The sequence below is a fragment of the Vibrio sp. D404a genome (assembly GCF_030248535.1).
Classification (GTDB): domain Bacteria; phylum Pseudomonadota; class Gammaproteobacteria; order Enterobacterales; family Vibrionaceae; genus Vibrio.
On record NZ_JAHGAJ010000016.1, the window covers coordinates 41540 to 66681 of the forward strand.

A 25142-nucleotide genomic window follows, 5' to 3' on the forward strand; every position below is an offset into this window, starting at 1 on the left:
CTTCGTGACGTGATTAGGGCGATATTTATGAATAATTTCTTAAAACTGGATAACTTTTGCTCATAAAATAGTTACCCACACAATAGTGAGACATAGACCACATTTATTCACCTTTTCTGTGAATAACTATGTGCAGAATTCACCGCAAACGTTTTATTTAATCCATACTTTCATCAACAGACAAAATAAACAATCTAACCAACTTAAAAATAAACATTTAAAATCAATACTTTAAAATAAAATCTATATAGAAATATAATTCTTATTTTGGAATGATCTTTTCAAAACTCAACATGGTTAAAGATCAACCAGCCTTAGCTTTATCCACACTCAACATCAAAAGATTCATTTTGAACGCCATTTGGCAAGTATTTTATCCCCTTAAAACCCCTGTTTATTTATCCATTATTTTGTTTTTATGGAATTTTTAGCCCTCACCCTGTGGATAACCATAGGATTGATCCCTAAATCGCCACTGTGATCATTTATTAACCACACTGCATTTTCATTTGAATCTGATAAAATTGGCGTTTTACCAACTCGAAGTGTTATGAAACCTGAACCACAAACGGAAGCAGAGCTGCTCGAACGAGCTTACGCCATTGCCGGTATGACCTTTCAAGAACTGGCTGATGAAGCAAAGATGACTATGCCCAAGGATCTTAAGCGAGATAAGGGCTGGGTTGGACAACTCTTGGAGTGGCATTTAGGAGCGCCAGCAGGCAGTAAACCTGAGCAAGACTTTGCGCACTTAGGCATTGAGCTCAAAAGCATTCCGATCAGTTATAGTGGTAAGCCATTAGAAACCACCTTTGTGTGTGTAGCTCCTCTGATGGGTGTTCAAGGCCTGACTTGGGAAACCAGTCACGTCCGCAATAAACTCTCTAAAGTGCTATGGATCCCTGTAGAGGGCGAGCGCGAGATCCCGCTGGCAGATCGTCACGTAGGGTCACCACTGTTGTGGACGCCAAGTGAAGAGGAAGAAGAGATTCTCAAGCGAGATTGGGAAGAACTGATGGAGTTGATCGTTTTAGGTAATGTCGAGCAGATCACGGCACGTCATGGTGAAGCATTGCATCTTCGTCCAAAAGCAGCGCACAGCCGAGTGCTAACCGAGGCCTACGGCGCGAGTGGCAAGCCAATAAAAACCAAACCACGCGGCTTCTACTTAAGAACTCAGTTTACTCATCATTTACTAACAAAACACTACGCTTAACAGAGAGTTAGTACTACTTACCGACACCAGTTTAATGCGGGTTAAGTGCAAGCTCTATATCGCAATAGCGCTGGCTTGGCTCGCTGCCAAATTCGTCATACGTGTTGTGGAGGCGTAAATAGGCCTTATCAAAACCAAGCCTGAGTAATTCCTCTTTGACTTGATCGAGTGAACCAAAATGTACGGGCTCACCGCCTTGCTTCACTGGCTCTAATTTATGCTTATATTCCACTGCTAATAGATACTCTGGGATATCGGAACAACCAATAACATACACTTTGGGTGTTCGATAAGAGTCTTTGTGATCGCCATGCAACCACATATCTAGTTGATGCTTTTGCATACCCCACCTCCATCAATATCTTTAGCTTAGTAGAACTGCTTTTGTTTGCTAAATAACCTCACGAAAAATATGAAAAAAGAAGCATAAAGCTTCTCTTTTCATCGGTGCTGATTCAGAGGAGAGCCTCCGACGCCATAACCAGCACCTATTTCTTTATCCTAGGGAGTGACAGGTGCCATCACTCCCTCGGATTACGTCAGTATTCGCGCACTTAAGACACGACGAAGATGACGAACGCGACGTTCAATAGTGACAGCTTCAGGCTCTGAGAATCCGATTGGTCGTCCATCTGCTTCTAGGCCGATATCTCTGAGTAAGTGTGTATTCTCCCATGGAAGATCGTAAGCACTACGACGAACTTTCCGTTTCCAAGCTCGCTCTTCATGACGAAGATCGGCGCGAATAAGAACTGTGGCTAATTTTAGGTAAACTGAGTGACGCATAATGTATTCTCCAGTAGTGGAATTAAACTGGGGAAAAATAGCGCGAAATAAGAGATAGAGATGTCTTAGCTGCTATTTTTCCGCAGCCAAGTAAGGATACGGATTAATTAGTTAGATTTATCTTGGGTGTTACGATCGGCCATCACTGATAGTCGTGGCATAGCAGCCACCATGTCAGTGCTAGGATCAAACGACGCGCAAATGTGCTGAATAAAATCGAAATGTTTCATTTGCGCCTCCAAGCTAAGTAATTAATCCAATAGAAGATGTGATTTGAATGCTGATAGGTTTGATGCCAAACCATTGCTTTCACGGTTAAATTCTATCCAAATGAGAACATTATTCAACCACTAATCTATTAACATTCTGAAAACAAAGCATTCACCTAAAATATTAGTTGCATATAAGATGAGGCATAAGATATTCACTATGATTATATAAATTTATAGAGCTTATCTCTGGCCTTAGTCGTTTCCTAAAATAAAAAACCACCGTAACCAAACAAAAAAAGCCACGTAATACGTGGCTTTAGAGCATAACCGGTTGTTTAAATTAAACCTTCCGATATCAAACTGTGTTTATTGAGCAGACGATACATGGTTGCCCGTGAAACCCCAAGCTCCTTCGCTGCTAAAGAGACCTGCCCGGCATGTGACTCCAATACCACGATCAACGCATCACGCTCTGAACGCTCACGAATGCTTTTCAGGCTGCGTTTCTCATCTTGTTGCTTTGGCAGATCAAGATGCTCTTCATCAATAATAATGCTATCGGACATCAGAACGACTCGCTTGATTTGGTTCATCAGCTCACGCACATTACCGGGCCAATGGTAACGCGATAATGCACTAGTCGCCGCCTCAGAGAAGCTCTTAGCCTGCGCATTAAACTCCTTCGAATAATCATGAAGAAAGTGATTCGCCAGAATAGAGATATCACTAACACGCTCTTTTAGGCTCGGTACATGAATCCGCAGGACATTGATGTAGTGATAAAGCTCCTCATTGAAGTCCCCTTCTATTAAGGCTTTCTCAATATCTGAGGAGTTCGAGGCCAGAATACGCACATCAACCGAGCGTAGACCTTTTGAGGTCTCTACCTTGCCGTCTTGCAAGAACTTAAGCAGATTCATCTGCTGATTTCTTGGCATCGCCAAAATGTCATTCAGAAGGATTGTGCCACCATCGGCCTCTTCTAACATACACGGGATGTCTTTCGACTTACCTTCTAATCCAAATAACTCGCTCTCGATACGAGACTCAGACAGCGCACGGCAGTTCACCGTCAAAAATGGGTGCTTTGCGCGAGACGAGTGCCTATGAATAGAACGTGCTACCGTTTCTTTGCCTGCACCACTGTCTCCAGAGATCAAGATGCTGACATCGGTTGGACCAATTCGTTTGACCTGATCCCTCAGTCGCTTGACTGCAACGGAATCCCCCAATAAGCCCATATCACTGTTCAAGCCGTAATTCGGCCACACCTTCTTCTCAAGCTTTAACATGCCTAACTGGTGCCCTATGGTACTCAGTAGCTGTGCATCTGGGATCGGTGTCGTGAAGAAGTCGATACAGAAGTTAACGATAAACTGGCAGATAGTGTCTGAGCTTAATTGTGATTCACGAATCAGAGCTAACCATCGTACCTGTTTGTTATTACTCACTAAATTAGCCACACCATTGAGACTAAACTCATCATGGCTAAGATCAACGATACCAATACAAGGACCTGTTTCCGTAAACAGTGCATCCGCCTTTCGTAGGTCTGCACACTGGGTGCATTGCCAACCAACTTGTTCTAATACAGATAACCAAGGCTCGTACGCACCACCAACGACGATAAGAGAGCCTGGTAAGGAATCCATCTTAAATTGAGTTCCCATCCTTCTTCCTTATTCAATTTTCTATTATTTGGCGAGTAAGACTCTGCTGCTCTTCCCTATATATGGGAAATTTATTGTGCGAGCAAGTTCATAATCACACCAAAGACGTATAGTAGTGAGACTATCTAAGATTCTTCGTCTCAATAGTAAGACTATGTCACAAATAATGATTTTTCGAACTCAGAGTGCGGTACAGGTAAGGTTTTGATACGTCTAGAAATAAAAAAGCCACCCGAAGGTGGCTTTTTTGATTCACGCGAATGCGAAAGCGAAGAGTTACGCTTGTGGACGCATTGCTGGGAATAGAATCACGTCACGAATTGTGTGCGTGTTAGTAAATAGCATCGCTAGACGATCGATACCGATACCTTGACCTGCTGTTGGCGGTAGGCCGTGCTCAAGTGCTGTGATGTAGTCTGCATCGTAGTACATTGCTTCATCATCACCTGCGTCTTTCGCGTTAACTTGCGCTTTAAAGCGCTCGTCTTGGTCTTGTGCATCGTTAAGCTCAGAGAAGCCGTTCGCTACTTCACGACCACCGATGAAGAACTCAAAGCGGTCTGTGAAGAACGGGTTGTCATCGCTACGACGAGCTAGAGGAGAGATATCTGCTGGGTAGCCCGTGATGAACGTTGGTTGAATTAGCTGAGGCTCAGCCGTTTCACCAAAGATCTCTTCAAGAAGCTGACCACATGTCCAGAACGTTTCTACTTCTACGTGTACAGATTTCGCGATTGCTACCATCTTCTCACGGTCTTGTAGGTCTGCTTCTGTTAGTGCTTGGATCTCAGCGTGCTCAGGATTGTAGTGTTTGATTGCTTCAAACATGCTCATGCGAGCGTAAGTGCCACCAAATTCTACTGTCTCGTCACCGTAAGGCATAGAAGTCGAACCAAGAACGTCCATCGCTGCTGTGCTTAGCATCTCTTCTGTTAGATCCATCAGATCTTTGTAGTCAGAGTACGCTTGGTAGAATTCCATCATTGTGAATTCTGGGTTGTGACGTGGAGATAGACCTTCGTTACGGAAGTTACGGTTGATCTCGAATACACGGTCAAAGCCACCTACAACTAGACGCTTCAGGTAAAGCTCAGGTGCAACACGTAGGTACATGTCGATGTCTAGTGCGTTGTGGTGAGTGATGAATGGACGTGCAGTCGCACCACCAGGGATCACGTGCATCATTGGCGTTTCAACTTCTAGGTAGCCTTTTGAGCTCATGAAGTTACGGATTGAAGATACAAGCTTAGAGCGCACGATGAATGCGTTGCGAGAGTCTTCGTTCACGATTAGATCAACGTAACGCTGACGGTAACGCATCTCTTGGTCAGTCAGGCCGTGGAACTTCTCTGGAAGTGGACGAAGTGCTTTAGTTAGCAGCTCGTAAGACTCCATGTTCACGTAAAGGTCGCCTTTACCTGACTTGTGAAGTGCACCTTTAACACCGATGATGTCACCGATATCTAGGCCTTGGTATTTCTCTTTAAGCTCTTTTTGAACATCTTTTGCTGCGTATGCTTGGATACGGCCAGATGTTTCTTGAATAGCTAGGAATGGACCACGCTTAGCCATTACACGGCCAGCGATTGCAACAACGTGGTTTAGCTCTTCTAGCTCTTCTTTAGTCTTTTCACCGAATTCCGCTTGAAGGTCGCCAGCTAGGTGCTCACGACGGAAGTCGTTTGGGTGGCCGTTTGCTTTGCAGCTCTTACGGATATGATCCAGTTTAGCGCGGCGCTCAGCAATCAGCTTGTTCTCTTCTTGTGCGTTTTCGTTTTGAACAGCATCAGTCATTTTCGATGTATCCTGTCTTTCTTTGTGAAAATTGTTTTTCGGTGAAAAGCTTACAGACCTGATTTCAGGCTAGCTTCAATAAATTTGTCTAAGTCGCCATCAAGAACCGCTTGAGTATTGCGGTTTTCAACGCCAGTACGTAGATCTTTGATGCGCGAGTCATCCAGTACGTAAGAGCGGATTTGGCTACCCCAACCGATGTCAGATTTAGCATCTTCATTCGCTTGCTTCTCTGCGTTCTGCTTTTGAATCTCTAATTCAAACAGTTTTGCACGAAGCTGCTTCATCGCTTGGTCTTTGTTCTTATGCTGAGAACGGTCATTCTGACATTGCACCACAGTGTTGGTTGGAACGTGAGTAATACGAACCGCCGATTCCGTGGTGTTTACGTGCTGACCACCCGCGCCAGATGCACGGTATACGTCAATACGTAGATCAGAAGGGTTAATGTCGATATCAATGTTGTCATCAATCTCTGGGTAGATAAACGCAGAAGCAAATGACGTATGACGACGACCGCTTGAGTCAAATGGAGACTTACGAACTAGACGGTGTACACCCGTTTCTGTACGTAGCCAGCCATAAGCGTACTCACCAGAGATGCGAACTGTTGCACCTTTCAGGCCAGCAACTTCACCCTCAGACACTTCAATTACTTCGGTCTTAAAGCCTTTCGCTTCAGCCCAACGCAAGTACATGCGTAGCATCATTGAAGTCCAGTCTTGCGCTTCTGTACCACCCGAACCTGATTGTAGGTCGATGTAGCAATCAGATGCGTCGTGATCGCCTGCGAACATACGACGGAACTCTAGCTTTTCTAGCTTAGCTTCTAGCTCAGCCAGTTCAGGTTCGATCTCGTCAAATGTCTCTTGATCTTCTTCTTCAACCGCTAGCTCAAGTAGGCCTTCCACATCTTCAACACCTTGGTCAAGTTGGTCGATAGTCTCTACCACAGCTTCCAGTGATGCACGCTCTTTACCTAGTGCTTGCGCACGCTCAGGCTCGTTCCATACATCCGGTTGTTCTAGTTCTGCGTTTACTTCTTCTAGACGCTCTTGTTTAGCGTCATAGTCAAAGGTACCCCCTCAGGATATTTGTGCGCTCAGACACATCCTGCAGACGGTTTTTGATTGGATTGATTTCAAACATTTTAGCTCATCATTTATGAGTAGAATTTAACCGAAGAATTGTACTCAAAAGTGTGACGGAGATACAGGAATTTTTAGATAAGAAAGTCGAACAATCGCTGATGAATGCGCAAAAGGAAATCAGCGAGATAAGAATGGGGTTAACATAAGGTTAAAAACAACAATAACGCGCCCCAAAGGAGCCGGGGCACGCGTTCAATTTTGCTTTTAGCGTAAACGAATTGGTCGCTACTTAGCTTCGATATTGTCGATCATTAACTGCAATGATTGATTACCGCGGAACTCGTTGATATCCAGCTTATAGGCAAGGTGCACGGTTTTAACCGACGCATCTGGCCAGCGACGCAAATCGACATTAAAAGCAATACCATCAATCATCACATTGGTCGGGTGACCTTTGTAAAGTGGCTCCAGCATCAATTTCAGGTGCTTCTCACCGACTAGCTTTTGATGAAGCACTTTAAATTCGCCATCAAAGATTGGTTCTGGGAAAGCTTGTCCCCAAGGACCACCAGCACGCAAAAACTCAGCGGTATGCATAGAAAATTCTTCAGGAAGCAGCTCTCCATCCGACAAGATAATGCCTTTGAGTGCCGTTTCACCAAGATCTTGTTTTACCGCTTCATCAAACAGTTTGCTAAAGCGTTCGAAATCTTTTTCCATGATGGTTAAGCCTGCAGCCATTGCGTGGCCACCGAACTTAACAATCAGACCTGGATTCTGCGTATCAATGCGATCCAGCGTATCACGCATGTGCAAGCCCGGAATCGAGCGACAAGAGCCTTTAATGCTGCCCTCGCCACCATCAGCAAACGCAATCACTGGACGGTGATATTTGTCTTTAATACGTGACGCCAGAATACCAATCACCCCTTGGTGCCAATCGCGTTGGAACAACGCTAAGCCGCAAGGCAAATCCGCCTCACCAAACTCTAGACGCTCACAAAAAGCAATTGCCTCTTGCTTCATGCCTTCTTCGATCTCTTTACGAGTCTGGTTCAAGCCATCGAGTTCACTCGCCATACGACGCGCCGCATGGATGTTATTGCTCATCAGCAGCTCAACACCAAACGACATATCATCAAGACGACCAGCGGCATTAATGCGTGGCCCAAGAGCGAAGCCAAAATCAGACGCCACCAAACGACGAGCATCTCGCTTCGCAACTTCAATCAGAGCCTGAATGCCCGGACGCGCTTTACCCGCACGAATACGTTGCAAGCCTTGATGCACCAGAATACGGTTATTCTCATCAAGTGGTACCACATCGGCAACCGTACCCAGAGCCACCAAGTCGATAAGCTCCATCAGTTTCGGTTCAGTCATGCCCTGCTGCGCAAACCAGCCCAGCTTTCGCATGTGAACGCATAGCGCCATCATTAAATAGAAAGCCACGCCCACACCTGCTAGAGCTTTAGAAGGAAACGCACAGCTTTCTAGGTTTGGGTTAACCATCGCATCCACCATCGGCAGTTCATGCCCCGGCAAGTGGTGGTCGGTGACCAATACGTCTAAGCCCTTCTCTTTAGCAAAGCGTACCCCTTCAATCGATGACACTCCGTTATCCACGGTCATGATCACGTCTGCGCCAATCTCAATCGCCTGCTCAACCACCTCTGGGCTGAGACCGTAGCCATCTTCAAAACGGTTCGGCACTAAGTAGTCGACGTTATTACTGCCGAGCATACGCAGAGCCAATACAGAGAGTGCTGAACTGGTCGCGCCATCGGCATCAAAATCCCCGACGACAATAATGCGCTTCTGCTGCTGAATAGCTTTGAATAGCAACTCAACTGCCGCATCGATCCCGCCAAGTTTTTGGTACGAGTGCAAGCCTTTGGCTGCCGTCTCTAACTGGGCTGGGCTATTGATTCCACGACTCACGTAGATACGTTTGAGTAGTTCTGGTAAATCTGCTGGCAGAACGGAGGTATCGACTTCAGGGCGGCGTTGTATCTCTATCATGACCTAATGGGCCCAAGCTCAGTTGGGCCACTCCTTATGTGTATATTTGGGAAAGCGTATTGAGGAAGTGTAGATTACTGCTCTAAACGTTGAATAAGCTGTGCTGGAGGCAGATAGCCACTCACAAGCTCACCACTTGGTAAGAAGATAGCTGGCGTGCCGCTGATACCAAGCTCGCGACCTAATTGGTATTGCTTAGCAATCACAGATTTGGTTTCAGACGTTGCTTTTGCCGAGTCTGGCATTTGACGGTTCACTTTCGCATCGTGCATCGCTTCTTGTGGATCCTCAGAACCCCAAATCGCAGCCATCTGTGTTGCGACTTGACCCGTTGCACCCTGACGAGGGTACGCCATGTAGCGAACCGTAATACCTAGGTCGTTGTAACCCTGCATTTGGCTATGCAGACGAACACAGTAGCCGCAAGTGATGTCAGTAAAGACAGTGATTGCGTATTTTTCGTTATCCGCTTTGTATTCGATCGCGGTATCTGACATTTCAGCAATCTTCGCCGCATTAATTGGCGCCTGACGCTCAGCCAAGACATCGCTGAATTTACCATTCTCATCTAAAGAGTAGAGCGTGCCAGCAATAAAGTGCTCGCCCGTTGGTGATGAGAAAATGATGCCGTTATTGGTTTGAACTTCGATAAGACCATCAATATCCGATGGCACAACGTCGATAACTTTGACACCAATTTTTTCAAAACGCTGGGTCAGAGCTTTAACATCGTAGGCTTGAGTAGATGCAGCCTCTACCGCAGTTTTTACCTGCTCTGTGTTTTCTTCAGATGCATTACACGCAGTAATAACAAAAGGCAGTGCCAGTAGAGGAAGACGGCGTAATACGCTCATTAAGTTCACCTTAAAATTATTTGAATCTAAGCACGCGGGTGGTGCTGAGCATGGATCTGCTTCAGTCTTTCCGTCGCCACGTGAGTATAAATTTGGGTTGTCGATAAGTCACTATGTCCCAATAACATCTGTACGACTCTGAGATCGGCACCATAGTTCAGTAAATGTGTCGCAAACGCGTGTCTTAGAACGTGCGGCGACAGAAGTTCAGTATCAATGCCAGCAACAACGGCATAGTGCTTAATACGGTACCAAAAGGTTTGACGGGTCATCTGTTTAGCACGTTTACTTGGAAACACCACATCTGAGCTGTTTTCACCCAGCAGTTGTGGGCGTCCTTGTTCAATAAAGGTCTCTATCCAATCTACGGCGTTTTCGCCCATCGGCACCAAGCGCTCTTTGCCACCTTTACCAATCACGCGCACCACGCCTTGTCGTAGGCTGATGTTCTCCATGGTTAGGCTTACCAGTTCGGTGACACGCAGGCCGGTAGCATAAAGCAATTCTAGCATCGCTTTATCTCTGAGCTCGATAGGGTCATTGGGATCGGGCGCATCCAGCAGTGCATCAACCTGCTCTTCACTGAGATCTTTTGGCAAACGCTGAGGCAGTTTTGGGCTCACCAACAGCGCACTCGGATCATCGGCTCTGACCTTTTCACGATGCAGATACTGAAACAGACGACGAATCGCCGACAGCATACGCGCACGGGAAGTCTGTTTAAAGTTCGCATCAACCAGCCAACTCTGATAATCCTGCAAGCCGGATAAGCTAATGAAGTCCAAGCGATAATTATTGTTTTCCATCCAATCCAGCAACTTGGAGAGATCAGTTCGATAAGAGGTGAGCGTGTTTTCTGAAAGCCCGCGCTCCATCCACATTGCATCTAAAAACTGTTCAACAAGACCATGATCGGCATTCTGCCCTTGCGGCGACTGCATAGTTATTCTCATCATATTGGAAACTGTTTTGAGGGTAAGCCAGAGCCCTGATGAAAGCTATAAAAATTACGACTTGCGCGGATAATCGCTGCAATCGAGTTCGATTTATGGTTAGAATTCGCCATCTCAAATAAAAATCGAACACTTGCTATGAAAATTGGACTGTTTTACGGCTCAACCACCTGTTACACAGAAATGGCTGCAGAAAAGATTCGCGGCATCATCGGCGAAGACTTAGTCGACATTCACAATGTAAAAGAAACGCCACTTTCATTAATGGCAGACTACGACCTACTGCTACTGGGTATCTCGACTTGGGATTTCGGAGAGATTCAAGAAGACTGGAATGAAATCTGGGACGACCTAGCAACCACGCCAGTAAAAGGCAAAGTGGTGGCGCTGTTCGGACTGGGCGACCAAGAGGGCTATGGCGAATGGTTCCTTGATGCTATGGGCCTGCTGCATGACGAACTAAAAACTGTTGGTGCAGATTTCGTGGGCTACTGGCCAAACGACGACAGCTACGAGTTTGAAGCATCAAAAGCCCTAACAGAAGACCAATCACAATTCGTTGGCCTCGCTCTGGATGAAGACTCACAGTACGAGTTAAGCGATGACCGAATCGCGGCGTGGGTTGAACAGGTGCTGGTTGAGTACAGCGAAAAAATCTAATTCATCAATCTGCGGCGTCAAGAGTGTCTGTCAGATTTTGAAAGCCTAGAGACAAAAAGGCCCCACTACAAAACCGTAGTGGGGCCTTTTCTATGTCATGGAGAACGGCTATCTAACTAAAGGCTAAACCGTCTCTTCCGCCATCTCTTGCTCTGTCGATTTACCAACAAAGAACATACAGATGATTGCAGCCGTCGTTGGTAGCAACCAACCCATGCCGATCTCGAACAATGGCAGCATGTTCAGTGCAGATACGTCTACACCCGCAACTTTTGCACCATCGATAAGAGCGAACAGCAGTGATACCAATACCACCACGCGGTATGCCGCTTTTGGATTCGGGAAGCGACTACGCAGGAATGTCAGCGCCACTAGAGCGATTGCCACTGGGTAAAGCGCAAACAGAACTGGCACAGACAGAGAAATAAGCTGAGAAAGCCCCACATTCGCTACCGTTGCACACGCAACACCAACGATGATCACCCAAGTCTTGTAAGAGAGTGATGTCAGTGAGCTGAAGTAATCAGAACATGCCGATACCAAGCCAATTGCCGTCGTTAGACACGCCAGTAGAACGATCACAGACAGAACGATTTGACCTGAAGGACCAAACAGTGATTGAACATATAGACTTAGGATTGCACCGCCATTGTCAGCACCCGCCGCAACCGTTGAGCTAGTTGCACCAAGGAAGAATAGAGAGATGTAAACAAACGCTAGGCCTGCTGCTGCAATGCAACCAGCACTGATCAGGTACTTAGTTGTAGCCGCGCGATCCGTAATACCTTTGCTACGGATAGAGTCCACAATCAACATACCAAACATCAATGACGCGAAGGTATCCATGGTGTTGTAGCCTTCAAGGAAACCTTTTGTCAGTGGCTGAGTAATGTATTCACCGTGAGCGGCAAGAACGTCACCCTGAGGGTTAACAAATACAGCAATTGCTAGGACAACCAGACCCACAAATAGCGCAGGGGTTAGTACCTTACCAATAACGTCAATCAGCTTACCTTGAGACCATGAGAAGAACATGGCAACCACAAAAAACGCGATAGAAAAGAAAGTCAGGTGAGCTTGAGAGGCATCAATGAAGAACGGTTTCACCGCCATCTCGTAAGCTACTAGGCCGGTACGTGGCGCAGCAAATGCAGGACCGATGATAATAAAGATCAGCACTGCCATGATCGTCGCAGCTTGCTTAGGAAGATCCTTGGTCAAATGACCCCAGGAGCCACCTGCTAGAGCAACAGCAACAATAGTGATTAACGGCAGACCAACGGCGGTCAGCAGGAAACCAGACATCGCTGGAAGAAAGTGATCACCAGCCAACTGGCCAGCTAGTGGTGGGAATATGATGTTACCCGCACCCAAGAAAAACGCAAAAAGCATAAAGCCCAATGCCATTATATCTGTTAGTTTTAGACTCTGTTTCACAGATAATCCTTAATTATATTTTTGAAATGATGTTGTGCTTGCGTGAATGTTACAGTTCAAAACTGCCACTCAATCTATAAAATAGTCGCGCATAATGACGAAACACTTAGTCAGCTGCAAGCTACCGCAGAAAAACACCATATTAATTTGCATTTTCAGGTCAAAAGCAGTTTATTTCACTAGTTTTGAAAACATAGCTACAATTATAAACTACTCATAAGTGGTAACAATTTAAACCAACCCAGAACAAAACCCTGTACAAAAGATCAACAATAAAGCTAAATAGTTAAAAATTCCGGTACCCGCAGATTTATGAAAGAAAAAACGTTAGAGACCAAAAGCTTTAATTTTAAACAGTTTTCCATTTATGGCGGACAGAGCGGAATGCCGGTCAGCACCGATGGCGTTCTATTAGGCGCTTGGACACAGCTCAACCACCAGCAACAGGTATTGGATATTGGTACGGGAACGGGTCTACTCGCACTGATGTTGGCTCAGCGCTTCCCTTCTGTGACAGTGAGTGCGATTGATATTGATCCCGATGCGATTCATGCAGCGAAAGTGAACTTCGACCACTCGCCTTGGAGCCATCGTCTGCAGCTCTATTTTGGTAGCGTGCTAGAGGTTGATCTTACAGAGCAGTTTGATGCCATCATCTGTAATCCGCCTTATTTCAACTCGGGTGAGCAAGCGACGCACCATCAACGTGCTACCGCCCGTCACACCACCAGCTTGGATCACAAGGCGTTGGCGACGCGCTGTTATGAACTCACGACACCGATGGCGACCGCGAGCTTTATTTTGCCTATGGTAGAGGGCGAGCAATTCATCGATCTCGCCTCGGAGTATGGTTGGCACCTGTCTCGTCGACTGGATGTTCAGACCACAGCCAGAAAGCAGCCAACGCGTCTCCTGCTTGAACTCACCAAGGATCCTGATGTGCAACTCGACCATCAACAGCTATTGATTCACGATCAAAATGGGTACAGCGACGCCTTTATCGCGTTAACCCAAGATTTTTATCTCAAGATGTAGCAAATACCATGTGATCCTAATCACTAATGCTTCTATAATGTCCGACTACTCTTTTTTATCGTCTGCCAACGACGTGCAGACACATTTATTGCTTGTGGAGAAACAACAGTGATCAGAACCTTTGCAGAACTCGATCTAGAACAAGAGCTGCTTAAAGCAATCGACGAGATGGGTTACGAACGCCCAACACAGATACAAGCTGAAGCAATCCCACAAGCGTTAGATGGACGAGACGTTTTAGCTTCTGCACCAACAGGTACTGGTAAGACTGCATCATTTGTTCTACCAGCACTTCAATACCTATTGGACTTCCCACGTAAGAAAGCGGGCCCAGCACGTATGCTGATCCTAACGCCGACGCGTGAGCTAGCGATGCAGATCGCAGACCAAGCTCGTGATCTTGCGAAATACACCAGCCTTAATATCTTCACCATTACTGGCGGTGTAATGTACCAAGAGCACGCCGATATCCTGGGCACGACTCAAGACATCGTTGTTGCAACTCCAGGTCGTCTAATGGAGTACATCGAAGCTGAGCGCTTTGATTGCCGTGCTATCGAATGGCTAATCCTAGATGAAGCAGACCGCATGCTAGACATGGGCTTTGGTCCAGTGGTTGACCGTCTATCTGCGGAGTGTCGCTGGCGTAAACAGACGCTACTGTTCTCTGCAACACTCGAAGGCAAAGGCGTTGAAGGCTTCACTGAAGATCTACTGAACAACCCAGCAGAGATCGATGCAAAATCTTCTCTACGTGAGCGTAAAAAGATCACTCAGTGGTACCACCGCGCAGACACAGCAGAGCACAAGCTGGATCTTCTAAAGCACATCATCACTGAACAAGCTGAACGTACTATCGTGTTCCTTAAAACACGTGAGCGTTTGGCTGATCTACGCGCTCAACTAGAGAGCTCACAGATCCCATGTGCTTGGATTCAAGGTGAAATGCCGCAAGACCGCCGTAACAACGCGATTGCTCGCTTCCGTGACGGTTCAGTAAACGTGTTGCTTGCGACGGACGTAGCAGCTCGTGGTATCGACCTACCTGACGTGAGCCACGTAATTAACTACGATATGCCGCGTACTGCGGACGTTTACCTACACCGTATTGGCCGTACAGCGCGTGCGGGCAAGAAAGGTAATGCTATCTCTATCGTAGAAGCGCACGATCAACCAATGATTGAGCGTGTAGCTCGTTACACTAAAGAGAGCATCAAGGAACGCTTCATTGAAGGCATGCGTCCTACGCACAAAAAACCTGTCTTCAAGAAGAAGAAAAAGGTAAAGAAAGACGACAAAAAAGGCGCAGCTAAAAAAGTTGCGAAGAAAAAGAAGAAGTAATTCTCTTCGTGTCGTATTCGGTCACTGACACGGTGACCGAACATTCTGACCAACAGAATAACAAAAGCCCCTGATAGCAATGCTGTCAGGGGCTTTTTAGTGATAACTGTCTTATGTGTTTGGCGTTAGTTTTGCTCTTCGCGCTTAAACACCAACTCTTTTGCATTCGACTCTTCTTCAACGAAGTAGTAACCCGCCGTATCGAATTTGGTTAGCGCTTCAATTGAGTCCACTTTGTTCTCAATAATGTAGCGAGCCATCATGCCGCGTGCTTTCTTCGCGTAGAAGCTGATCACCTTGTATTGACCATTCTTGCAGTCTTTAAATACTGGCGTGATCACCTGACCGTCTAGGTTCTTTGGTTTAACCGCTTTGAAGTATTCGTTCGATGCTAGGTTGATAAGCACGTTATCGCCCTGAGCATTTAACGTCTCATTGAGCTTATCAGTGATCAGGTTGCCCCAGAATTGGTATAGGTTAGTACCACGAGCATTCGCCAGACGTGTACCCATCTCTAAACGATAAGGCTGCATCAGGTCCAATGGCTTTAGCAAACCGTAAAGGCCTGACAGCATGCGCAGATGCTTTTGTGCGTATTCGAAATCCGCGTCCGTCAGAGTTTCCGCTTCAAGGCCGGTGTAAACATCGCCCTTAAACGCAAGAATCGCTTGGCGAGCATTCTCTTGAGTGAAGGTCTCGCTCCACTGCTCAAAGCGCGCTACGTTAAGGCCAGCAATCTTATCGCTCACCTTCATTAGTGCCGATACATCTGCAGGCGTTAGTTTACGGCACTCTTCAATCAGCTCGGCAGAGTGTTCAATAAACTCTGGTTGAGTGAACTGCTCAGTAGCCAATGGTGATTCATAATCTAATGTCTTTGCTGGTGATACGACAACTAACATAACTTTACCCTAATCGGTTATCTGACTTTATGCCTGATAGAGTATAGAAAAAACATCAATTTGTCTTTATGACTCTTCCTATTACTTCGATAGATAAACACCTATATAACTAATGTCCACACAATAAAAAAGGCTAAGGTATCACTACCTTAGCCTTTCAATTTGAGAAACGGTGGACGCTCTATTTTATGCAGCGTCTCTTCAAGAGATTACTTCTTGTTGCCGTCCCAAATACCATCTTCTAGTTGAGACTTAAGCTCTGGGAAGTCGTTCGCATCAAACGTTGGAACTTTACCCGCGTCTAGTTGACGGTTGTAGTCTTTCGCTAGCTTAATCACGATGCCAGATAGCAGGATAATCGCTACCAAGTTAACAATCGCCATTAGGCCCATAGATACGTCAGCCAATGCCCATACTGTTGGCAGTGTTGCCATTGAACCGAACATTACCATACCTAGAACGATGATACGGAAAAGCACTAGGCCTTTCTTGTTGTTGTGCTCTAGGAAGATGAGGTTTGTTTCAGCGTATGAGTAGTTCGCGATGATTGAAGTGAAAGCGAAGAAGAAAATCGCTACCGCTACAAAGATACCACCCCAAGAACCCACTTGTGCTGTTAGTGCACGCTGAGTTAGCTCGATACCTGTTACTTCGCCGTGTGGTACATACTCACCCGACATTAGGATGATAGCCACAGTTGCTGAACAGATAACGATAGTGTCCATGAATACACCTAGCATCTGCACGTAACCTTGAGATGCAGGGTGCGGTGGGTAAGGCGTTGCTGATGCCGCTGCGTTTGGCGCAGAACCCATACCCGCTTCGTTCGAGAACAGGCCACGTTTGATACCGTTGATCATTGCTTGAGCAATTGCGTAACCAAGGCCACCCGCTGCTGCTTCTTGCAGACCGAATGCACTCTTGAAGATAAGCGCTAGTACTTCTGGCACTTTCTCGATGTTTGCAAACATGATGAACAGTGCAATCGCAAGGTAAGCCAGAGCCATGATTGGAACGATGATTTCAGCAGTACGTGCGATCTTACGGATACCACCGAAGATAACGAATGCAGAGATAATCACAATCGCCACACCTGTGTAGCTACGCTCGAAATCAAACGCTGTATTCATTGCGCTTGCAATCGCGTTTGCTTGTACAGCGTTGAAAACAAGACCGAATGCGATGATTAGGAAGATAGAGAATAGAACCCCCATCCAACGCATGCCTAGGCCTTTCTCCATGTAGTATGCAGGGCCACCACGATAGTTACCGTCGTTATCACGCGTTTTGTATAGCTGAGCCAGAGTACTCTCGGCAAACGACGTTGCCATACCTAGCATTGCAATCAGCCACATCCAGAAGATAGCACCAGGGCCACCCGCCGTTAGTGCAACAGCAACACCAGCCATGTTACCTGTACCAACACGAGCAGCAAGACTAGTACAAAGAGCTTGGAAAGATGAGATACCAGCGCTGTCTGCTTTACGGCTGTTCTTCAGAACAGAGAACATGTGGCCAAAATGGCGGAATTGAATGAAGCCTAGTCGTACAGTGAAGTAGATACCCACACCAACCAGTAAGTAAACTAAGATTGATCCCCAAAGAAGATCGTTCATTAAATTGATTAAGTCTGTCACGTGAACCTCGTATTGAGTTTAAGCACTGATCATGCTTCCTAGCCTTCCTCTTAATCGCCTATGCCTCTGTCAATGTTGTGTCGGCACTCATTGTTATGTTCTTGCGGCGATTGAGACTGTAAATGTCGCTTCATGCATCCATTTTACGTATCAGTGTATTTTTGACGGGCGGATAATGCAGTGAGATTCAGCAAAAATCAATATGCAAAACAACACATAACAAAGTGACATTTCACTAATAAATCACCTTTTGTTAACACAAACCGCAACAACAACACCCCAGAAAAGTCACATTATCGGGTGATAGGCTCAACAATGGGCAGCATCTCACTTTAACCTGCACAGCATCCCATAAAATCGCCGTCAGGCTAGGCTTTACAAGGTATAGTGAAGATTCATCATTTTTGGAAGTGAGAAGTAAAACTCCTTCACTAACACCTGATAAGTGCTTAATTGCATTACAACCAAAATAGCATCCGCTTCGCACAATGAATTAACATTCGTACAGGGTGAATTTAATCGTTTTCCTATGTTTGTTTGCTCACTTTTTAAGCATAAATATAGGCCGTATGTGTGAGGGTAAGTCAAAAAACCACACGAAACCTTCATGAATATGAAACAAATGAGAAACAAATCAAAGTTATGGTGGCATTAAATATGGTATTTAATGAGTCCGAAAGGACTATTCCCACGGAAGGAGATATAGCTTATGGATAACTTTCAATTTGATGAAATCACAGAACTTGATCTACCTCGTGCAACGCAAAAAGCGCGTTCTAAGCCTCTAAAGCGTAAATGGCGTGAGATTGAAGAGATTAACGACCGTCGCCGCCTTCAAAAAGAACTCATGGACATGAATCTTGGCCTCGATTTCGACCTCGACGACATTAAGCTTTAATAGACACGATAAATAAAATAAAGGCACCCAACTGGGTGCCTTTTCTCTTTAACCGTTAACTGAGGTTGTGGGTGACCAAAATGCCGCTTTCCTAGCGACACATCAACGCCTCACCTAACCTTGTTCACTACACGCACTCTTCTTCACTCTGACGAACTCGAGTCGCAAGCTGACGATATTGATCCGCAATGGTGTCACCAAACACAGGATCATCTTCAGGTTGTTGCCACAACTCTTCGACACTGCGCCAATCATGCACAGAAAAAGCGGCAACGATGATGGGTAGTATGACTTTCTCTTCATACTCCATGTGTTTTCTCTGCGCCTCGATAAATGTCGCCAACTGATCGATGAAAACATGCTGAGGAACAACGGCATCTTGCAGAATCATATCCACCACATCTAAGAAATCAGCGGTCTTCTCCGAAAGCAATTGGTGCTCAAGCTCCAGATCTTCGATGGCTTGTTGCTTACCATAGTGCTTTAAGTAGTGGCGGTAGATAATGTCTTCTTTTGGGTGATGCACCTTATCCGAGTGACTCATAAGATAATGCACCACTTCCGCCACTAGGCTGTAATTGATCGCTCGCTCTTGTTGCAGCAACTCAAGCTTATTCTTCAAAATCATGAGCAGACGAGCCATGTAGCCATGCTCTCTTCTTATCCTTTCTATCATCATAGTATTGCACTCCATTACACCTACTCTTTGTAAGTGTATATGAAGATGAGAGAATAGGGTTTGATACTGCTCAGAAAACAACCAAACTAAATGTCAAATGGTAAACGCCAGTCAATTGCAGGCAAATTCTGTGACTTTAGTAGCTCATTGGTTTTCGAAAAATGCTGACAACCAAAGAAACCACGCCTTGCCGACAAAGGAGATGGGTGAGGGGCATTCAAAACAAAGTGCTTATTGCTGTCTATGGATTGTCCTTTCTTTTGAGCATGGGCGCCCCACAATAGAAAGACGATCGGTTCAGAGCGTTGATTAAGCTGCTCGATGATATGGTCAGTAAATGTCTCCCAGCCACATTTCGCATGGGAGTGCGCCTTCCCTTCTTCTACCGTGAGTACGGTATTCAGCATTAATACGCCCTGCTCTGCCCACGATTTAAGATAACCGTGTGTTGGTGCCTCGAATCCCTCAATATCTTCGGCTAATTCTTTGTACATATTACGCAGAGAAGGTGGGATCTTAACACCCGGCAACACTGAAAACGCCAAGCCATGAGCCTGATTCGCCCCGTGGTATGGGTCTTGGCCTAAGATAACCACACGCACCGCCTCAAAAGGTGTCATCTCAAACGCACTAAAGACCTGCTCTTGCGGTGGGTAGATAAGCTTACCACTGTCTCTCTCCTGCTCAACAAAAGCTCTGATCTGCTGAAAATAATCCTCACTCTCTTGCTGCTGAAGAATAGACTGCCAAGTCTGCGACGAACTCATTGAAATGCTCCCAAGCTTGTTCATTCGACCCACCAATAGGGTTCGAACAAAGGTCACTCAATAAAAATAGCGATATGAGTGACAACCGTGACTGTAAAGACTAGTTATACCTCATACCGCTATTAATAGACATGATTGTCGGGATTAACAGATTGGCATTCATGAGAGCGCACCGCTCATCGAGTTATTGAAAGGTTACGATTGACCCTTTTGCGGAGTTCGATGGTGGCCATGGCTGTGAATATGACGATTTGGCATTGGCAAACGTGGGGCTGCATGAATCGTTGAAACATGAAGGTTCGCTTTCGGCGTGTAGGTGGTCGAATACATAATGGCACCCTCCTCTATTACATAGTGAAATACATATTCAATAAACACTATGAAAGAAAGGTGCCAACAATCTTATCTATCCACAATTATTTTATGGTTTATCCAAACAAATGATCAGTCAGCGTTTACTGCTGAGTGATGAAACATTCTAAGCTGTTGAATTTCCTCTTTCCAAATTGTCGAATCAATGGTTTCTAAAATAAGAGGGATACCATCAAAGCGAGAATCAGAGGCAATATACTCAAAACAATCCCAGCCAATTTCGCCCTGACCAAGCGAATGATGTCGATCGACACGGCTCGCAAACTCAGCTTTTGAATCATTGATGTGCATTGCTCTGAGATAGTGCATGCCGACAATACGGTCGAACTCAGCAAAAGTATGTTCACACGCTTCTTTCGTTCGCAGGTCATAGCCAGCCGTAAAGGTGTGGCAGGTATCTAAGCATACGCCTACACGCGTTTTATCTTCTACTTGCTCAATGATCTCAGCAAGGTGCTCGAATCGCCAACCCAGGTTTGTGCCTTGCCCAGACGTATTCTCAATCACGGCAATTACATCTGGCACTGCGCGATGAGCAATATTGATAGATTCCGCGATCCTCGCCAAACAGTCACTTTCAGAAATTTTCTTTAAATGACTCCCAGGATGAAAATTAAGTAGCGTTAATCCAAGTTGGTTACAACGCTCCATTTCATCAATGAATGCCGCTCGCGACTTCTCGAGCTTCTCCTCTTCCGGAGCACCCAAATTAATCAAGTAAGAATCATGAGGAAGAATATGCTCCGCACCGAAACCCAACATCTTACAGTTGGCTTTAAACGCACTGATGGTTTTTGGCTCCAATGGCTTTGCTGCCCACTGTCTCTGATTCTTAGTAAATAGCGCAAAAGCATTCGCTCCAATTTCACGCGCGCGCATAGGAGCTTGATCGACACCGCCAGCTGCCGAAACATGTGCGCCAATAAATTTTTGGCGAGAGTTTTGGTCTTTTTTTCCCAGAGAATTACTGTTTGTCATTAAATCACTTCACACTTACAGAATGGTGGATAAAAGCTTGTTTATATCCGCGTCAGTTCAATAAAAGCACAACTTTTGTAGTAAAATTACAACAAAATAGACCGTTAAATATTTTTTATAGTTTAAAATATTTTGTAACTATATTGTTTTCAAAGGTTTTATTGATTTAACTCAAAGTAATTACCATTAAAAAATTAAGGTTTTTGGTTGTTTTTTGACTTAAATCAATATTACACTAGCACAAAATGGGTATATATAACCCAGCTCAACAAAATTCGAAAGTTAACACCATAAATCAAACCACATTCAGTGGACTAGGAGATAGTGATGATCCAAGGTATTCAAATTACTAAAGCAGCAAACGACGAACTACTTAACTCAATCTGGCTACTAGATAGCGAAAAGAACGAAGCGCGTTGTGTTGCAGCAACAGCTGGTTTCGAAGCTGACCAAGTTATCCCAGCTGCTGATCTAGGTGAGTACGAGAGCCGTGAAGTTGCAATCGAAACTGCACCTCGCATCGAAGGTGGTCAACACCTAAACGTAAACGTTCTTAAGCGTGAAACGCTAGAAGACGCAGTTGCTCACCCAGAGAACTACCCTCAGCTAACTATCCGTGTATCAGGCTACGCTGTACGTTTCAACTCTCTAACTACTGAACAGCAACGTGATGTTATCGCACGTACGTTCACTGAGTCTCTATAATTTAGAACTCTAGAGTTACCGAATGTAAAAAAGCTTGGTCTTCGTGACCAAGCTTTTTTTTCATCTCAATAACAGTGACGTTATGGCGCGTTGCGTTGCGATGGGTCTTTGCGAAAGGCTTTAGCTAACTGAGTAGGATCTTGCTTCTCCCTTTGATGTGCTGATCCCTCCGCCCACCACACCAACTGATGCAGAGTACGGTTCATGTACTCATCCCATTGCTCCTGATCGGTCTCGTCTGTCACATCCCCCTCTTCATCAAACACTTGCTGTGCTTTTGGTAGATGAATCATAGCTGAAACCGGTAAGCAGCCAAGTTCAGATAAGAAGGTTCGCATTGAGACTGATGCACGAGCTCCGCCCCATTGGCCCGCAGAATAGGTCACAATTGCACTTGGCTTGTAAGAAAATAGCGAACTACCGAAGTGGTTCAGAATATTCGCCAATGCTGGGCTCATCGAATGATTATACTCAGGGCTGACCATGACATAGCCATCGGCTCGAGTGATTTTTTCGGCCAAGTTACTGAGTGAGTCTGGAACTTGTGAACGTCGGTATGAGAACTCTGGTTTAAAAATCGGCCCCAGTTCGTAATCCAAGGGATCAATGATCTCAACTGTATGCTCAGGGTAGGTCTTGTTGAGTAATTTCAGACAGGCTCGACTTACTCGCTCACCCACTCTTGCCGGTTTCGGTGGTGTACTCTCTCGTACCGAACCTAAAAACACTAAAAAGTGCATTTCGCCTCCTTTATCTAATCGGCCATAATTCGTCCTCAATGTTCAGGACGGGTCACACCAATAAAAAAGGTGAATACCAATGGCACTCACCTTTTCATTCTAATCTAACAATGCCATTCTTGGCTTGTTATCACCATGCGCTATGGTTGTACTCGACGAAGTACTGCTTTAAGAGCATCAAAGTCATTTGCAAGGTCTTCAGACAGCAGTTCCATCGCAGCGTGTTTCGCTAGAGGGCCCGGCAGGTCAATGTCAGAGCCTAAGATGTCATCAACCACTTCTTTGAACTTCGCTGGGTGCGCTGTACACAGGAACAAGCCAGTTTCACCGTCTTGCAACTGCTCGTCTAGTAGACGGTAAGCAATTGCACCGTGTGGTTCACATAGGTAGCCTTGTGCTTTTAGGTCACGCACTGATTCTGCGCTCTGTTCGTCAGATACTTTACCTTTACCCAGTGTATCCAAGCCCCAACCTTTCAATTGGCAAAGCTCTTCAATACGCGGCCAGTTGTTTGGTTGGCTCACATCCATTGCGTTTGAGGTAGTTGCAACAGTCGGCTTTGGATCCCACTCACCGGTTTCTAGGTAGCGTGGCACTGTGTCATTTTCATTAGTTGCAGCGATAAAGCGCTTAACTGGTAGGCCTAACGCTTTCGCCAATAGACCCGCTGTTAGGTTACCAAAGTTACCACTTGGTACTGAAATAACGAGGTTTTCACGCTGCTCTTTAGTTAGCTGAGATGCTGCTTCAAAGTAGTAGCAGATCTGAGCCATTAAGCGGCTGATATTGATTGAGTTCGCTGAGTTAAGACCGATCTCTTCACGCAGTGCTGCATCATCAAATGCGTCTTTAACCAGTGCCTGACATGCGTCGAAATCACCATCAATTGCGACAGTGTGAATGTTTTTGCCTAGCGTACAGAATAGCTTCTCTTGCAGCGGGCTGATTTTGCCTTTCGGGTACAGGATAACAACGTTGATATCTTCCATACCGTAGAATGCGTGCGCAACAGCCGCACCAGTATCACCAGATGTCGCAGTAAGAATAGTGATCTTGCCACCGTCTGAAACCGCCGCTAGAGATTGCGCCATAAAACGGCCACCAAAATCTTTAAACGCCAGCGTTGGACCGTGGAAAAGCTCAAGCGCGTAAACGCCATCTTTCACTTGGTTGATAGGTGCAGGGAATTGGAATGCTGCATCCACCATTTGATCGATCTGCTCTTTTGGTAGTTCATCACCAATCAGTGCCGATAGGATCTTTGCGCTACGAGGGACAAAGTCCTCTGCAAGCAGTGCATCGATATCATCAAACTTTGGTAGCTCTGATGGGAAAAATAGACCTTGATTGCGACCTAGCCCTTGGCGAACGGCTTGGCCAAAAGAGACTTGTTCATCATTTTCTTTGATGTTGTACAGCTTCATAACTCACTTCCTGTAACGATCGAGCCTTGTTTATCTAGACGACAAACATGGACGAATCCTTCTTCATTTTGTACGTAATTTTGTTCTAACCAGCGTGCAACACGCTCAGCGACATCTTTTTCTTTGCAAATGCTAAATAGGGTTGGACCGCTGCCGGAGATTCCCGTAGCAAGCGCTCCCGCTGACAGCGCGTATTTACGAGCGTCAGCAAAACCTGGTAGCAGTTTCTCACGATATGGTTCTGCGATCACGTCTTTGATCATTTTTGCAGCAAGCTCTGGTTGACCAGAGTGACACGCGTGAATAAAGCCAGCAAGGTGACGACCATGAGCAATGATATCTTGGCGACGGTATTGAGATGGTAGGATCTCTCGCGCTTCAGCTGTAGAAACCTTAATACCCGGATACGCCATCACCCAGTACCAGTCGTCAAAACATGGGACTTCTTGGCTGATGATACCCAGTTCTTCCAGCATTAACTGAACACCGCCGAGGTAACATGGTGCGACGTTATCGTAATGCACACCGCCCGAGATCTTACCTTCCATCTCACCCATTAACGCAAGCAATTCAGTCTCGTCTAGAGGTTGACCATGGAAACGGTTCAAGGCATCCAGTGCTGCAACAATTGAGCATGCACTTGAACCCAAACCAGAACCAATCGGCATGTTTTTTTCAAGCGTCATCTCTAGTGGTTTAAGCGCGACACCCTTCTTATCGATTTCACGAGCAAACACTGTCCAACAGTCGTAAACAATGTTCTCTTTAGGTTCAGTTGGCAGCTTAGAAACAAAGCTGCCTGCTGTTTTTAGAGAGAATGGTTCATCACCCGATTTCACCATAACTCGGTCACCGAGCAGTGTGCCATCAACGGGAGACACTGCCGCACCAAGTACATCAAAACCTACGCTGACGTTACCGATTGAAGCTGGAGCGTAAACGACAACATCCATATCACTTGAACTCATT

25 protein-coding genes are annotated in these 25142 nt (G+C 45.7%); 6 read left to right on the forward strand and 19 right to left on the reverse strand.

Annotated features, from left to right (window positions below; translation table 11 throughout):
- The first annotated feature begins 550 nt into the window (after positions 1–550).
- Entirely contained in the window at positions 551–1216 is a 666-nt protein-coding gene (gene mutH, locus KI655_RS09265) for a DNA mismatch repair endonuclease MutH (RefSeq protein ID WP_285403898.1), read from the forward strand.
- Between the two features lie 31 nt (positions 1217–1247).
- Here the strand turns inward: mutH and KI655_RS09270 are convergent, their stop codons facing one another.
- The 9 genes from KI655_RS09270 to xerD all read right to left on the reverse strand — a co-directional run bounded on the left by KI655_RS09270 (position 1248) and on the right by xerD (position 10586).
- Positions 1248–1559, reverse strand: coding sequence for a DUF6482 family protein (locus KI655_RS09270; protein ID WP_032553168.1), 312 nt, complete (start codon positions 1557–1559; stop codon positions 1248–1250).
- Between the two features lie 191 nt (positions 1560–1750).
- A complete protein-coding gene (locus KI655_RS09275; protein WP_285403900.1) occupies positions 1751–2002 on the reverse strand; it encodes a DUF1127 domain-containing protein in 252 nt (83 codons plus the stop codon).
- A gap of 107 nt (positions 2003–2109) precedes the next feature.
- On the reverse strand, positions 2110–2232 hold the full coding sequence (locus KI655_RS09280; RefSeq protein ID WP_263641666.1) for a hypothetical protein: 123 nt from the start codon (positions 2230–2232) through the stop codon (positions 2110–2112).
- Between the two features lie 317 nt (positions 2233–2549).
- Positions 2550–3884: a cyclic-di-GMP-binding transcriptional regulator VpsR gene (gene vpsR / locus KI655_RS09285; protein WP_285403904.1), complete on the reverse strand. Its 1335-nt coding sequence runs from the start codon at positions 3882–3884 to the stop codon at positions 2550–2552.
- A gap of 276 nt (positions 3885–4160) precedes the next feature.
- Positions 4161–5678 (reverse strand): lysine--tRNA ligase, encoded by a 1518-nt coding sequence (gene lysS / locus KI655_RS09290; RefSeq protein WP_285403906.1) that lies wholly within the window; start codon positions 5676–5678, stop codon positions 4161–4163.
- 50 nt (positions 5679–5728) lie between these two features.
- A protein-coding gene (prfB, locus tag KI655_RS09295; RefSeq protein WP_150895812.1) for a peptide chain release factor 2 occupies positions 5729–6827 on the reverse strand; the annotation gives its coding sequence in 2 pieces (ribosomal slippage) (positions 5729–6751 and positions 6753–6827; 1098 coding nt in all).
- 227 nt (positions 6828–7054) lie between these two features.
- Complete coding sequence (recJ, locus tag KI655_RS09300) at positions 7055–8791, reverse strand: single-stranded-DNA-specific exonuclease RecJ (RefSeq protein WP_285403909.1); 1737 nt, start codon at positions 8789–8791, stop codon at positions 7055–7057.
- A gap of 74 nt (positions 8792–8865) precedes the next feature.
- On the reverse strand, positions 8866–9645 hold the full coding sequence (locus KI655_RS09305; protein WP_285403911.1) for a thioredoxin fold domain-containing protein: 780 nt from the start codon (positions 9643–9645) through the stop codon (positions 8866–8868).
- 26 nt (positions 9646–9671) lie between these two features.
- Positions 9672–10586 (reverse strand): site-specific tyrosine recombinase XerD, encoded by a 915-nt coding sequence (gene xerD / locus KI655_RS09310; protein WP_285404381.1) that lies wholly within the window; start codon positions 10584–10586, stop codon positions 9672–9674.
- A 150-nt stretch (positions 10587–10736) separates the two neighbouring features.
- On the opposite strand from xerD, the gene fldB reads away from it, so the two are divergent.
- Positions 10737–11258 carry a flavodoxin FldB gene (fldB, locus tag KI655_RS09315; RefSeq protein ID WP_285403913.1) on the forward strand — a complete coding sequence of 174 codons (522 nt, stop codon included), beginning with the start codon at positions 10737–10739 and terminating at the stop codon, positions 11256–11258.
- A gap of 123 nt (positions 11259–11381) precedes the next feature.
- Here the strand turns inward: fldB and brnQ are convergent, their stop codons facing one another.
- Positions 11382–12695 (reverse strand): branched-chain amino acid transport system II carrier protein, encoded by a 1314-nt coding sequence (gene brnQ, locus KI655_RS09320; protein ID WP_285403915.1) that lies wholly within the window; start codon positions 12693–12695, stop codon positions 11382–11384.
- 312 nt (positions 12696–13007) lie between these two features.
- On the opposite strand from brnQ, the gene KI655_RS09325 reads away from it, so the two are divergent.
- Positions 13008–13730, forward strand: coding sequence for a tRNA1(Val) (adenine(37)-N6)-methyltransferase (locus KI655_RS09325; RefSeq protein ID WP_285403917.1), 723 nt, complete (start codon positions 13008–13010; stop codon positions 13728–13730).
- 108 nt (positions 13731–13838) lie between these two features.
- Positions 13839–15071 (forward strand): ATP-dependent RNA helicase SrmB, encoded by a 1233-nt coding sequence (srmB, locus tag KI655_RS09330; RefSeq protein ID WP_285403919.1) that lies wholly within the window; start codon positions 13839–13841, stop codon positions 15069–15071.
- Positions 15072–15196: 125 nt separating this feature from the next.
- Here the strand turns inward: srmB and yaaA are convergent, their stop codons facing one another.
- A complete protein-coding gene (gene yaaA / locus KI655_RS09335) occupies positions 15197–15973 on the reverse strand; it encodes a peroxide stress protein YaaA (protein ID WP_285403921.1) in 777 nt (258 codons plus the stop codon).
- A 209-nt stretch (positions 15974–16182) separates the two neighbouring features.
- Positions 16183–17610 (reverse strand): sodium:alanine symporter family protein, encoded by a 1428-nt coding sequence (locus KI655_RS09340; protein ID WP_285403923.1) that lies wholly within the window; start codon positions 17608–17610, stop codon positions 16183–16185.
- Positions 17611–18319: 709 nt separating this feature from the next.
- Between KI655_RS09340 and KI655_RS09345 the strand changes: the two genes are divergently transcribed.
- Positions 18320–18508 carry a DUF3545 family protein gene (locus KI655_RS09345; RefSeq protein ID WP_285403925.1) on the forward strand — a complete coding sequence of 63 codons (189 nt, stop codon included), beginning with the start codon at positions 18320–18322 and terminating at the stop codon, positions 18506–18508.
- Positions 18509–18635: 127 nt separating this feature from the next.
- On the opposite strand, the gene KI655_RS09350 is transcribed toward KI655_RS09345, so the two are convergent.
- The 4 genes from KI655_RS09350 to nfo form a co-directional block, all read right to left on the reverse strand.
- On the reverse strand, positions 18636–19187 hold the full coding sequence (locus KI655_RS09350; RefSeq protein ID WP_285403927.1) for a hemerythrin domain-containing protein: 552 nt from the start codon (positions 19185–19187) through the stop codon (positions 18636–18638).
- A gap of 86 nt (positions 19188–19273) precedes the next feature.
- Positions 19274–19954 carry a uracil-DNA glycosylase gene (gene ung, locus KI655_RS09355; RefSeq protein ID WP_285403928.1) on the reverse strand — a complete coding sequence of 227 codons (681 nt, stop codon included), beginning with the start codon at positions 19952–19954 and terminating at the stop codon, positions 19274–19276.
- A 195-nt stretch (positions 19955–20149) separates the two neighbouring features.
- Positions 20150–20284, reverse strand: a complete 135-nt coding sequence (locus KI655_RS09360) for a hypothetical protein (RefSeq protein WP_285403930.1) — start codon at positions 20282–20284, stop codon at positions 20150–20152.
- 114 nt (positions 20285–20398) lie between these two features.
- The gene (nfo, locus tag KI655_RS09365; RefSeq protein ID WP_285403932.1) at positions 20399–21304 is read right to left on the reverse strand and encodes a deoxyribonuclease IV; all 906 of its coding nucleotides are present in this window, start codon (positions 21302–21304) and stop codon (positions 20399–20401) included.
- Between the two features lie 327 nt (positions 21305–21631).
- Between nfo and grcA the strand changes: the two genes are divergently transcribed.
- Positions 21632–22009: an autonomous glycyl radical cofactor GrcA gene (gene grcA, locus KI655_RS09370; RefSeq protein WP_150895821.1), complete on the forward strand. Its 378-nt coding sequence runs from the start codon at positions 21632–21634 to the stop codon at positions 22007–22009.
- An 80-nt stretch (positions 22010–22089) separates the two neighbouring features.
- Here grcA and KI655_RS09375 read toward each other — a convergent pair whose 3' ends face one another.
- The 3 genes from KI655_RS09375 to thrB all read right to left on the reverse strand — a co-directional run bounded on the left by KI655_RS09375 (position 22090) and on the right by thrB (position 25126).
- Positions 22090–22749 (reverse strand): NADPH-dependent FMN reductase, encoded by a 660-nt coding sequence (locus tag KI655_RS09375; RefSeq protein WP_285403934.1) that lies wholly within the window; start codon positions 22747–22749, stop codon positions 22090–22092.
- Positions 22750–22889: 140 nt separating this feature from the next.
- The gene (thrC, locus tag KI655_RS09380) at positions 22890–24173 is read right to left on the reverse strand and encodes a threonine synthase (RefSeq protein ID WP_285403936.1); all 1284 of its coding nucleotides are present in this window, start codon (positions 24171–24173) and stop codon (positions 22890–22892) included.
- On the reverse strand, positions 24170–25126 hold the full coding sequence (gene thrB / locus KI655_RS09385) for a homoserine kinase (RefSeq protein ID WP_285404383.1): 957 nt from the start codon (positions 25124–25126) through the stop codon (positions 24170–24172). Before thrB ends, thrC begins: the two co-directional genes overlap by 4 nt.
- Positions 25127–25142 lie beyond the last annotated feature (16 nt).